The sequence below is a fragment of the Yimella radicis genome (assembly GCF_054778255.1).
The window spans coordinates 61,641-73,802 of record NZ_BAAGZR010000002.1 but is presented as its reverse complement, the minus strand read 5'-3'; the positions used below and the strand labels follow the sequence as shown (position 1 = coordinate 73,802).

General features: G+C 67.6%; 10 protein-coding genes and 1 tRNA gene. 4 read left to right on the top strand and 7 right to left on the bottom strand.

Features of this window, described 5'->3' with window-relative positions; genetic code table 11:
- The first annotated feature begins 108 nt into the window (after positions 1-108).
- Positions 109-1,542, top strand: a complete 1,434-nt coding sequence (locus ACYU8W_RS01380) for an HNH endonuclease signature motif containing protein (protein ID WP_499466026.1) — start codon at positions 109-111, stop codon at positions 1,540-1,542.
- Between the two features lie 157 nt (positions 1,543-1,699).
- Here the strand turns inward: ACYU8W_RS01380 and ACYU8W_RS01375 are convergent.
- Positions 1,700-1,773 (bottom strand) — tRNA-Ile (locus ACYU8W_RS01375).
- 288 nt (positions 1,774-2,061) lie between these two features.
- Between ACYU8W_RS01375 and ACYU8W_RS01370 the strand changes: the two genes are divergently transcribed.
- Both ACYU8W_RS01370 and ACYU8W_RS01365 read left to right on the top strand, forming a co-directional pair.
- Positions 2,062-3,516 (top strand): protein kinase domain-containing protein, encoded by a 1,455-nt coding sequence (locus tag ACYU8W_RS01370; RefSeq protein WP_499466024.1) that lies wholly within the window; start codon positions 2,062-2,064, stop codon positions 3,514-3,516.
- A 174-nt stretch (positions 3,517-3,690) separates the two neighbouring features.
- Positions 3,691-4,203 carry a DUF3145 domain-containing protein gene (locus ACYU8W_RS01365; RefSeq protein WP_129626636.1) on the top strand — a complete coding sequence of 171 codons (513 nt, stop codon included), beginning with the start codon at positions 3,691-3,693 and terminating at the stop codon, positions 4,201-4,203.
- A 57-nt stretch (positions 4,204-4,260) separates the two neighbouring features.
- Here the strand turns inward: ACYU8W_RS01365 and ACYU8W_RS01360 are convergent, their stop codons facing one another.
- The 6 genes from ACYU8W_RS01360 to ACYU8W_RS01335 form a co-directional block, all read right to left on the bottom strand.
- Positions 4,261-5,709 carry an acyl-CoA carboxylase subunit beta gene (locus ACYU8W_RS01360; RefSeq protein ID WP_499466022.1) on the bottom strand — a complete coding sequence of 483 codons (1,449 nt, stop codon included), beginning with the start codon at positions 5,707-5,709 and terminating at the stop codon, positions 4,261-4,263.
- On the bottom strand, positions 5,709-6,953 hold the full coding sequence (gene fabF / locus ACYU8W_RS01355) for a beta-ketoacyl-ACP synthase II (protein ID WP_499466020.1): 1,245 nt from the start codon (positions 6,951-6,953) through the stop codon (positions 5,709-5,711). The genes ACYU8W_RS01360 and fabF overlap by 1 nt, the downstream gene beginning before the upstream one ends.
- A gap of 117 nt (positions 6,954-7,070) precedes the next feature.
- A complete protein-coding gene (locus ACYU8W_RS01350; protein ID WP_499466018.1) occupies positions 7,071-7,319 on the bottom strand; it encodes an acyl carrier protein in 249 nt (82 codons plus the stop codon).
- Between the two features lie 89 nt (positions 7,320-7,408).
- Entirely contained in the window at positions 7,409-8,458 is a 1,050-nt protein-coding gene (locus ACYU8W_RS01345; RefSeq protein WP_499466016.1) for a beta-ketoacyl-ACP synthase III, read from the bottom strand.
- Positions 8,458-9,633, bottom strand: a complete 1,176-nt coding sequence (locus ACYU8W_RS01340; protein WP_499466014.1) for an acyltransferase domain-containing protein — start codon at positions 9,631-9,633, stop codon at positions 8,458-8,460. Before ACYU8W_RS01340 ends, ACYU8W_RS01345 begins: the two co-directional genes overlap by 1 nt.
- Positions 9,634-9,715: 82 nt before the next feature.
- Entirely contained in the window at positions 9,716-10,870 is a 1,155-nt protein-coding gene (locus ACYU8W_RS01335; protein WP_499466013.1) for a PucR family transcriptional regulator, read from the bottom strand.
- A 103-nt stretch (positions 10,871-10,973) separates the two neighbouring features.
- On the opposite strand from ACYU8W_RS01335, the gene ACYU8W_RS01330 reads away from it, so the two are divergent.
- Positions 10,974-12,095 carry a glycerophosphodiester phosphodiesterase gene (locus tag ACYU8W_RS01330; RefSeq protein WP_499466011.1) on the top strand — a complete coding sequence of 374 codons (1,122 nt, stop codon included), beginning with the start codon at positions 10,974-10,976 and terminating at the stop codon, positions 12,093-12,095.
- Positions 12,096-12,162: the final 67 nt, after the last annotated feature.

Below are 12,162 nucleotides of genomic sequence, written 5' to 3'. Positions count from 1 at the left end.
GCCGAAATGGGACGAGTCACGGACGGTGTCCTGCGCGGCGCAGCTTGGCTGTGAAGATGCGTTTTCGCAGGTCAGGAGGTTGTCGGTGGTGACGCCTAGGGTGGTTTCATGCAGGTCGGACAGGTCACCGGTTTCGCGGATCGACGCGATTCGATCGGCGATGCCCGGGTCGCCCTGAGGGATGTCGCGTCGTGGCTTTTCCAGGCATCGGGTGCGGAGCTGACCGAGTTCGTCGGCGACCTCGACGACCTGATGCGGGTCGCCGCGGCTGCTCGGGTCGCTGCTACGGCGGAGGCTGCGGGGCGGGGTGAGATCGTCGCATCGACCTCACCGGGGACGACGGCGTGGGTGCGGGAACACGCACCGACGACTGCCGAGGGTGGTGCAGCGGACGTGGCGGCGTGTGCCCTGGCCGCGAACACTCGAGGGGATCGGCAGCGCGTCGGTGCAGCGGTGATCGATGCGGCGTTCTCTGCCAGGACGGGCGCGACGATCCTGCGTGAGATGGAGAAGCTGCGGGCCGAGGTCATCCCCGGTGCGATGGAGTCGGTCACCGAAGCTCTGTTGATCATGGGGCGCCGGCACGGTCCGGACGGCGTGAAGATGGTGCGCCCGGAACTGTTGTCCAGGTTCGGGTCGCGGGAGTTCCAGCGGGATCAGGACAAGCGCCGGACCCGGGTGGAACTCAGCCGAGGTGTGGAGAACGACGGCATCACCGAGTACGACCTGGCGCTCGACAACGAGTCACGGGCAATCCTCGAAGCGGCCATAGGGCCGCTGAGCAAACCGGTCCCTGGTCCGGATGGTGAACGGGACACGCGTACGTTCGCCCAGCGTCGCGGTCAGGCCTTGATCGAGGCTCTGCGTCGTGGGTTGTCGTCGGCGGTGCTACCGGGAGCCTCGACGAAGTCCACTGTGGTTGTCGTGGTGGACGAGGAGCGATTGCGCGACGGCCGTGGCGCCGGGCGGGTGCTCGGCGGTGTTGATGCCGGGATGTTGCTCGGGTCGGAGACCGTCCGCAAGCTGGCGTGCGACGGTCACGTGATGCCGTTGGTGCGGGACGCGTTCGGGCGGATTCTGGACGCGGGCCGTTCGCAGCGATACATCACGCGGGAGATGTTGAAGGCCTTGTGGGTACGTGATCAGCAGTGCACCTTCGGCGGCTGTACTGCGCCGGCGTTCTGGTGCGACGGTCACCACTTGATCCACTGGGCCGACGGTGCCCCGACCAGCCTGGACAACTCCGCCCTGCTGTGCGGCGGTCACCACACGGTCGTGCATCGCGACCGGCTCGCCGGCCGTCTCATCGACGGACAGGTGGTGTGGGATTACACCGCCGGCTCCTACGACCGTCACTTGAACGAATGGCGGGAACAACACCCGCCCCCTGACCTGCAGGCCGATTCGGCTGTGGCCCAACAGGATCAGCGACCCTGGTTCGGCCCACCGCCGCCAGGAGACGATCAAGCCTGGCAACAGTTCCGAGACTGGGTCGATGGCGGCGCACTCTGGGTCGACGAAGACGGCAACATCGCCGCTTAGGGCAACGGCACCGACGCAGTTCGTCCCGTCGCTGTGTTCGATGCCTGCCTTGATCCAGGTCGCCTCGTCGGCGCGCACGAAGATCCGGGCCTGGTCGAACTGCTTGCATCAACCGAAGCCCGCACGGCAGGTACCAAACGTCGCAATGCGACGTCTGTAGGGCGACTGGGGCTTGAACCCAGGACCGACGGATTATGAGTCCGCTGCTCTGACCGGCTGAGCTACCGCCCCGCGCCCGGAGATCCGGGCCGGTCAGATCCTCCGTCCGCCTCGGGACAGCCGGTGCCTTGATGAGCCGACGAGAACCTGACCGGTAGACGAGGGTACGGGAGCGCCGACGGCGGACGTCAGCCGGTGCCGTGCGGTGGATCCCAGGTCAGGCGGCGTCGGGTCGGGGCGTTGAGCACAGCTCGCAACGGAGGAGCTCAATCGGTTTGCGGTCTCAGCGTGCCGCCGGGTAGGCACGCCCGCGTGGTGCATGCTTGGGCACAAAGACAGCCACGACGGGGAGGCGCGATCGTGAGACCGGGGGAGACGCTCGGCGGACGGTACGAGTTGCGTTCGCGGATCGCCGGCGGTGGCATGGGGGAGGTCTGGGTGGCGCACGACGCCGTGCTCGATCGCACGGTTGCGGTGAAGGTCATCAGACGCGAGCTTGCCGAAGACCCTGAGTTCGCACAGCGCTTCCATCACGAAGCGCGCACCGCCGCTCGGCTGAGCCACCCCAACATCGCGCAGGTGCACGACTTCGGACGTGACGCCGGCACCGACTACCTGGTCATGGAGTACGTCCGCGGTACATCCCTCACAGACCTCATCGATCGTCGAGGTGGACTACCGCCCGAGCAGGTCGTATCACTCGTCGGCCAGGCAGCCGCAGGGCTCGAGGCGGCGCACGAGGCAGGTGTGGTCCACCGTGATGTGAAGCCGGCCAACATTCTGGTCACCGAGAAGGGCACGGTGAAACTCACCGACTTCGGCATCGCCCGCGCACTCGGCGAGGCGAAGATGACCCGCACCGGAGAGGTGCTCGGCACCGCGCAGTACCTCGCGCCGGAAGCGGCGCTCGGACACGACGTCGACGGCCAGGCCGACCTGTACGCGCTCGCGGTCGTCACGTACGAGGCCCTCACCGGTGGTCGACCGTTCCAGGCCGATTCGGCTGTGACACTGGCGATGAAGCACATCAACGAATCGCCGCCGCAGTTGCCTGCGCACGTCCCGTCCGGAGTCCGGGACGCGGTCATGCACGGTCTCGCCAAGGGCGCCTACCAGCGTCCACACGGGGTCGGGGAGTACGCCCGCGCACTGCGGGGTGGCCTCAGTTCGACGCCCGGCCGGTTTCCGGTTCAGCCGACCCATGCGCCGTACGCCGGACCGCCGTCCATGCCGCCGTCCATGCCGTCGTCTGCGGCGCAGACCTACCGCCCGTCATCGGATCCGAGAATGCACGGCGGCTCGGCCGCTGCGAGCCACGGGTACGGCGCACCGTACGGGCAACCGGCGCACGGATTCGCTCCACCGATCAACGGGGAGCGCCCGGCCGACGGCACGGCCAAGGGAATCGGCTGGGCCTGGATCATCATGTGTGTGGTGATCCTCGCCAGCCTCTTCATGCCGTGGGCGTCGATGAACGGGCAGAGCTGGAACGCATTCAATCTCGAATGGGCCGAGCTCAACTACAACGTCGAGCCGGCGTCCGCAGGGCTGGCAGAGGTAATACTCGGCGTCACGGTCGTTCTGCTGATGCTGGGCCTGCCTCAAGCACTCGGCAAGGGACATGTGGCGTGGGGCATCGTCGCGCTGTTCGTGTGCCTGCTGGGTGGACTGTTGTGGGCGGCGATGATGGGATACGTGACCGGCACGGACGACGAACCGAGTCCGCTCGATGCCGGGGCCGGACTCACGTTCTGCGGGATTGCGGGGTTGGTGGTGTTCGGCACCGCCATCGCCTCGCTCGCCAAACGACGCTGACGTCGGCGCGCCGGATCGGACGTCGAGCTGAGCGCCGTTAAGGTCATCGGCTGTGACCGATGGTGCGGAAGTTACGAATTTGGGGCACAATGGCCACAACAACTTCACTGCCGTTGACATGGGCCACTGCGAGGCCGTTGGGGAAGACGTCCCTCGCACAGCTAGGAGGCCCGGATGTCTGCGGTGAATTCGCGTGTCACGCGCGGAGTCGTGTTCATTCACTCGACTCCGACTGCGTTGTGCCCACACATCAGTTGGGCGTTGGAGAACGTCCTCGGTTCTGCCGTCCGCATCGACTGGACCGGCCAGCCGATGGCGCCCGGCCTCGTCCGCACCGAGTTGTCCTGGATGGGGGAACCCGGTACCGGCGCCAAACTCGCCAGTGCTCTGCGCGGCTCGGAGCACGTGCGGTTCGAGATCACCGAGGAACCCAGCCCCGGCTGTGACGGCTCGCGCTGGTCTCACACCCCGGCCCTCGGCATCCACCACACCTGGACCTCGGCCAACGGCGACGCCGTCGTCAATGAGGACCGGCTGCGCTCTGCGCTCGCCGCGAGCAAGGGCGACCCCGACCAGTTCCGTGCCGAGATGGCCGAACTCCTGGGAGTCGCATGGGACCAAGAGCTCGAACCCTTCCGGTACGCCGGTGACGGCGCGACCGTCCGCTGGCTGCACCGCGTGAGCTGAGCGTGAAAACAGAAGCCCTGCACCGAGATCCGGTGCAGGGCTTCTGTGTGCAATGACTCAGAGCGGGATGTTGCCGTGTTGCCCCCGTCGGGCCGGTGCGGACGCGATGGCCGCAGCCAGCGCAGACCTGGTCGCGGAGGGCTCGACCGCCTCGTCGATCACGCCGATCTCCATCGCGCGGGGGAGCCCGCCGGCGAGCTTGGCGTGCTCGTCGGCCAACTGGTTCTCGACGCCGGGGCGCTCGGCCTCGTCGACCTCCGCCAGTCGGCGGCGGTGCAGGATGCGTACTGCGGCGACGTGGCCCATGACCGCGATCTCGGCGTCGGGCCAGGCGAAAACCCTTGTCGCACCAAGCGATCGGGAGTTCATCGCGATGTACGCGCCGCCGTAGGTCTTGCGGGTCACCAGCGTCACCCGAGGCACCACGGCTTCGGCGAACGCATGCAGCAGCTTGGCTCCGCGGCGCACGACGCCATCCCATTCCTGGCCGACGCCGGGCAGGTAGCCGGGCACGTCGACCAGCACGACCAGCGGCACGCCGAACGCGTCGCACATCCGCACGAACCGGGCCGCCTTCTCCGCCGAGGAGGAGTCGAGGCACCCGCCCAAGCGCATTGGGTTGTTCGCGATGACACCGACGGTCCGACCGCCGAGGCGGCCGAGGGTCGTCACGATGTTCGGTGCCCAACGCGGATGCAACTCGAGGGAATCGGCACCCTCGTCCAGCAGGTCCGCGATCAGCGGATGAACGTCGTACGCACGCTTCGCAGACTCAGGCAGCGTGGCAGCGAGGTCGCGGTCCTCCACGCTGTCCACGTCCATCTCGCCCTGTGCGGCAAGCAGATCCACGAGCTGGCGGCCACGCTCGTACGCCTCCTCGGTCGAGTCGGTGACGACGTGGACGACACCGGAACGACGTCCGTGCGGCTCCGGGCCGCCCAGGCGTAGCGCGTCCACCTGCTCGCCCGTCACCGAACGCACGACATCCGGGCCGGTGACGAACACGCGTCCGTCGGGCCCCAGGATCACGATGTCGGTGAGCGCGGGACCGTACGCGGCACCGCCCGCAGCAGGACCGATCACGATCGAGATCTGCGGGATCTTGCCGGACGCACGGGTCATGATCGCAAAGACCTCGCCCACCGCGTGCAGCGATACGACGCCTTCGGCCAGGCGGGCGCCGCCGGAGTGCCACAACCCCACGACGGGCACCTCGTCGGCCAGCGCACGCTCGTAGGCCACCAGGATCGCCTTGCAACCCTCGACGCCCATCGCGCCGCCCTGGATGGTGGCGTCAGAGGCGAAAGCCACGGCGCGCGCACCCTTCACGTCACCGACACCGACCAACACACCACTGGTGTCCTCGTCGGTGATCAGTTCGAGCGTGCCGGCGTCGAAGAACTGCTCCAGACGCTTGCGCGGGTTACGGGGATCGTTCTCCCGGTCGACTTTCGGCTTGGCCGATGCGGACGCGGCGGCGGACGCTTCGTTGGGCTGACGTGCCATCAGAGGCTCTTCACCATCATGGCGACGTTGTGACCGCCGAATCCGAACGAGTTGTTGAGGGCAGCGATGTCGCCGTCCGGAAGCTTGCGATGCTCGCCCTTGACGACATCGAGGACGATCTCGGGGTCCTGGTTGTCGACGTTGATCGTGGCCGGAACCAGGCGGTGGTGCACCGACAGGACAGTCAGCAGTCCTTCGAGTGCGCCGGCAGCACCCAGCAGGTGGCCGGTCATCGACTTGGTGGCGGTGACGGCGATGTTGTCGGTCGCATCGCCGAAGGTGCGACGGATCGCGTTCGACTCGGCGATGTCACCGACCGGAGTCGAGGTGGCGTGCGCGTTGATGTGCGCAACATCCTTGTGCGACAGGCCTGCTCGCTGTACAGCCTCGTTCATCGCACGGCTGGCGCCGGAACCTTCCGGTTCGGGTGCGGTGATGTGGTGTGCGTCGGCGGACATCCCGATGGATGCGAACTCGGCGTAGATCTTCGCGCCGCGTGCCTTCGCGTGCTCGTAGGTCTCCAGCACGATCACCGCAGCACCTTCACCCATGACGAAGCCGTCACGATCGACGTCGTACGGCCGCGATGCAGCCGCCGGGTCGTCGTTGCGCTTGGACAATGCCTGCATCGCGCTGAAACCGCCGATGGTCAATGCGTGGATCGCGGCCTCTGTGCCACCGGCGACGACGACATCGGCGCGGCCCGCACGGATCATCTCCGCGGCGTAACCCATCGCCTCAGCTCCGGACGCGCAGGCGGAAACCGTGGTGTGTGCTCCGGCGCGCGCACCGAGTTCGAGCGAGACATTGCCGGACGCCGTGTTCGGCATCAGCATCGGAACCGTCAGGGGGTAGATGCGACGCGCGCCCTTCTCCTTCATCACGTCGTACTGCGACAGCAGCGTGTGGACGCCACCGATACCGGTGCCGATCGCGACGCCGAGACGCTCCGGGTCGACCTGGGGCTTGCCGGCGTCGGCCCAGGCCTCACGGGTCGCCACGAGTGCGTACTGCGCGGACGGGTCCATGCGGCGCGTCTCCACACGGGCGAGCACCTCACCAGGATCCTGGGCGATGGACGCGGCGAAAGTGGTGGGCAGCTCGTACTGCTTCACCCAGTCGGCTTCGATGGTGCGGGCTCCGGAACGTCCGGCCAGCAGTGCGTCCCACGTCTGGCTCGCCGTGCCACCCAGGGGTGTGGTGGCGCCGACTCCGGTGACGACGATGCGCTTGTCTGCGCTCATGGGGTGCGTACTCCTCGTGGTTGTGGCGCGCGTGCGAGTGCTGTGCGTGGTTCGGTGAGTGGTGCGGCAGCTGGTGGGGGAGCCGGCCCGAAGACGCCGACCGGCTCCCCCGACCGGTCAGCCCTGGGCGTCCTTGATGTAGGTGACGGCGTCGCCAACGGTGGTGAGGTTCTTGACCTCGTCGTCGGGGATGCGCACACCGAACTTCTCCTCGGCGTTGACGACGATCGTCATCATCGACAGCGAGTCGATGTCGAGGTCCTCGGTGAACGACTTGTCGACCTGCACCTCCTTGGTGTCGAGGCCGGTCTCCTCGTTGACGATCTCAGCGAGGCCCTCGAGGATCTCCTGGTCGCTCTGTGCCATCTTCGACAACTCCTTGTTTCGTGATGTGTTTCCTTGTGGTTCAAGGAAACTCGGGGCTGACCCGGTTTGCCCGCCGAGCCGACGGGGGTTTACGGGAGTTCGATCACCTGGGCGGCATAGGCCAGACCGGCACCGAATCCGATCTGCAGTGCCAGCCCACCGTGGGGGGCTTCGCCCTCGCGCAGCATGCGCTCGGTCGCGAGCGGGACCGAGGCGGCGGACGCGTTGCCCTGCTCGGCGATGTCGCGGGCGACGGGGATGTCGGCGGGCAGCTTCAACTGCTTGATCATCGCGTCGATGATCCGCATGTTCGCCTGGTGCGGGATGAACGCGTCCAGGTCGTCGGCGGTGATGCCGGCGGCGTCCAATGCCTTCTGAGCAACCGGGGCCATGCCCCACACCGCCCAACGGAACACCGACTGGCCGGCCATTCCGATCGTCGGCCAGGTGCGCTGGTCGCCGGGTTCGTTCTCCCACGAACGCCGGATGTCGAGCCAGGACTCACGCTGGGAGATGACATCCCACTGTTCCCCGTCCGATCCCCAGACGGTGGGTCCGATGCCCGGGGTGTCGGACGCGCCGACCACCGCTGCACCGGCTCCATCGGAGAAGATGAAGGCGGTGCCGCGGTCGTACTTGTCGGTGAAGTCCGACAGCTTCTCCACGCCGATCACCAGGACGTTGCGGGCACTGCCCGAGCGCACCATGTCGTTGGCCAGGCTGATGCCGTAGCAGTACCCGGCACACGCTGCGGAGATATCGAAGGCCGGCACACCGTTGATTCCCAGGTTCGTCGCGATCAACGGTGCCGCGGCGGGTGTCTGGTACGGGTGGCTGACCGTTGCGACCAGCACCGCGTCGATCTGGCTCATGTCCATCCCGGCGTTCGCGACCGCCTCGCGTGATGCGGCTTCGGCCATCGAGGTGACGGTCTCGTGGTCACCGGCGATGCGTCGGGTGATGATGCCCGAGCGTTCACGGATCCACTGGTCGGAGGAGTCGATGAACTGGCAGATCTCGTCGTTGGTGACCACTCGGTCGGGGCGGTAGGCGCCCACGCCGAGGATGCGCGAGTGTTGGACGCTGTCGGCGACCTGGAGTTTGCCGGTTTTCTTGGGTTGGGACACAGGGGAATTCATCACAGTTCCGTCGGGTAGAGGCGAAGGATTGGTTGGCCGGGTGCGACGGGATCGCCGTCGTCGACCAGCCACTCCAGCACCTGTCCGCCGTGCAGTGCGCTGACCGGGTAGGAGTCGCGCAGGGTGTTGACCGTCGCGATCTCGGTGCCGGGTCGGACGTCCTCGCCGGCGGTGAGGTCGGCGATCGTGACCGTGCCCTTGGCGGGCGAGATGACCAGGCGCCAGGTGGGGTCCATCGCCTGCTGCGGGTCCCCGTGCTCCCGGATCATCCGGTGAGCGGCGTCGAGGTCGTCGGGCGACTTCAGGGCCAGTGCCTCGACGCCCGGCATGCCGCGTTTGGCGAGACCGACCAGGGTGCCTGCCGGCGGGATCTCGATGATGCCGGTGACACCCATCCCGACGAGCGTCTCCATCGTGAGCTCCCAGCGCACCGGGCTGCTGACCTGGGTCACCAGGCGGCGCAGCACGTCGACGCCACTGTGCACGACCTGCCCGTCCTTGTTCGAGACCAGGGCGACGCGGGGGTCGTGGGTCGACATCGCACGGGCGTATCCGCCGAGTTGTTCGACGGCCGACCCCATGTGCTCGGTGTGGAATGCACCGGCGACCTGCAACGGAATCACGCGAGCCTTGGCCGGCGGGTCGGCCTTCAGCGCGTCCAACTGCTCCATCGTGCCGGCGGCGACAATCTGTGCGCCACCGTTGCGGTTGGCCGGTGTCAGCCCGTGCTTGCCGAGCACCAACAACACATCATCCTCTGTGCCACCGACGACGGCGGCCATCCCGGTCGGCTGGACCGCGCTCGCGGCTGCCATGCCTTTGCCGCGCTCACGGACGAACACCATTGCCTGTTCCGCGGACAGCACGCCCGCAGCGGATGCGGCGGTGATCTCACCGACGGAGTGACCGGCGCCGGCCCCGACCAGGCGGAAGCCGTCGGCCGGGTGACTGAACAGGGCCAACAAGGAGACCAGGCCGGCGCCGACGATGAGCGGCTGCGCGACGGCGGTGTCCTTGATGGTGTCGGCGTCGGACTTCGTGCCGTGCTCCACCAGGTCCACTGCGGCGACGGCGGAGAGCCAGTTCAGCCGGTCTTGGAAGCCGGGCAGTTCGAGCCAGGGAGCCAGGAAGCCGGGGGTCTGGGAGCCCTGTCCAGGGCAGACGATTGCGAGCACGTCCTCAACTCTCCCTTGCCGACCGTGGGGGAGCAGATCACCGAAACCGACGAAAGTCGGCGGTCCGTCTTTGTAGGAATCGTCAACGACGCTCGGACGGGGATGGCAACACGGCATACATGGCACCGAGCCGGACGGCGAAGGCGTCCCGGGAATCGGTGATGTCGTAGCCGCTGTCCTGCTCGAACTTGCCGAGCCGGTAGCGGACCGTGTTGGGGTGCACGAACAGCGCACGGGCGGTCGCCTCGAGACTGCCGTTCACCAGGTAGGCCATCACGGTTTCCCGGGTGCCGGCACGTCGTTCGAGTGCTTCGTCGACCCGGTCGGTGAGCTGTCGGCGGGCGCGGTGGTCGCCGCCGAGTGCGCGTTCGGCGAGCAATTCTTCGGCGTGACAGGGACGCGGTGCATTCGGCCAGGCGGCCGCCGCGACATACCCGGATTGCGCGGCCCTGGCACTGCGTCCGGCCGCGTACAGATGCGGAACCAGGGGGCCGACGACTACCGGGCCGGGCGCCCAGAGGTCGGCCAGGTCACCGGCGACCGGCATGGGGTCGGCGACATTGCCGAGGATGGCGATGAGCCTGCGTCCCTGCACAGCGGCCAGCGCTTCGGCACCGATCCGGGTCGAGACCCGGCGAACGGCGTCCACCGTCTCGCTGCCCGCACCGGGGGGTGCGTTCCCGGCGATCACCACGATGTCCTTGACCTCGTCCCAGCCCAGCGCCGACACCCGCGAGCGCAACGCCTCGTCGGCCTCGGCGCGCAGCACCGCGTCGAGCACCAACGATTCCAGTCGCGCGTCCCACGCGCCGCGGGTCTCAGCTGCCTGCGCGTACACGTGGGCGCACGCGAACGCGACTTCGCGTGAATAGGTGAGCACCGCGGCGCGCATCTCGACTCGTTCGTCCGGCTCAGCGACCTGGGGCACGGCCTGTTCGACGACATCGATCGTGGTGCGGACGAGGTCGAGGGTCTGCTGGAGCGTGATCGATCGAGTGAGTTCCCGCGGCGCGGTGCCGAAGACGTCGGCCGCGATCGGGGGCAACGTGTCTTGGTCGGCGTGCCAGGCGATGAAGGCCGCGATGCCCGCATGGGCGACCATGCCCACCCAGGACCGGTCCTCGGCGGGCAGCGCCCGGTACCAAGGCAGTTCGTCCTCCATCCGCTGCACCGCGGTCGTTGCGAGGCCACCGGCTGCGGCCTCGAGTCGGCGCTGGGTGCTGCGGGGCTGGGGCATGGGGCCAGCTTATTTGTAGAACCTTTACCAAAACGGGCGACCGTTCGTCGATTGGACACCTCGATGTCACCCCTACTGCGACTTGATGGGCTGGCATGTATTCATGAATCGACGTTCTTTCGCCGGCCTCGTCGCCGCCGGCGCCTCATCCGCTGTTGCTGCCCCCGCCCTGACCGACCCCGCGTACGCCGACTCCGGTCGCCGACGTGGACCGCGCCGCAAGGGTCCGATCGTCGTCGGACACCGAGGTGCGTCCGGCTATCGCCCCGAGCACACACTTGCCGCATACACCCTCGCCGCGCGGATGGGCGCCGACTTCATCGAGCCCGACCTGGTCATCACCAAGGACGGTGTGCTGGTCTGTCGGCACGAGCCGGAGATCGGTGGCACCACCGACGTTGCCGAACGCCCGGAGTTCGCCTCCCGCAAGACCACCAAGAGTCTGGACGGTGTCCCGGTCACCGGATGGTTCGCCGAGGACTTCACCCTCGCCGAACTGCGCACGCTGCGAGCGGTGGAGCGCCTGCCGGAACTGCGGCAGGAGAACACCGCGTACGACGGTCTGTGGCAGATCCCGACCTTCGAGGAGGTGCTGAAGCTGCGCGAGAAACTGTCGCGTGAGCTCGGTCGTGTCATCGGGGTCTACCCCGAGACCAAGCACCCGACGTACTTCCGGGAGATGGGAAACCCGTTGGAGGAGAAGCTTGTTCGTCTCATCCGTCGTTTCCGTCTCGACTCGCCCAAGGCCCCGATCTTCATCCAGTCGTTCGAACTGCAGAACCTGATCGATCTGCGGACCGAGATGCGGGTCAAGGCTCCGTTGGTCTTCCTCGCCACGGTCAAGGGCACGCCGTACGGTGACACCCGCAGCTACGACCAGTTGCTGTCCCGCTCGGGCATGAAGGAGTGGGCCAAATACATCGACGGCGTCGGCCCGGACACCAAGCGCGTCATCGCCTGGAACTCCGACGGCACCCTCGGCAAGCCCACCTTGCTGGTCGCCGACGCGCACGCCAACGGCCTCACGGTCTGCCCGTGGACGGTCCGCGCGGAGAACACCTTCCTTCCCGCCGACTACCGCACCGGCACGAACCCGGCCGACTACGGTCGCGTGCTCGACTTCTTCGCGCAACTGTGGAAGACCGGCATCGACGGCATCTTCACCGACAACCCCGACCTCGGTGTGCTCTCGCGTGAACTGACGCTCGGCGTCGAGGCACCCTGACCCCCGGTCCCGGTCGATCATGATGAAGCCCCCCGGCATGTGCCGGGGGGCTTCATCGATCGGTGTC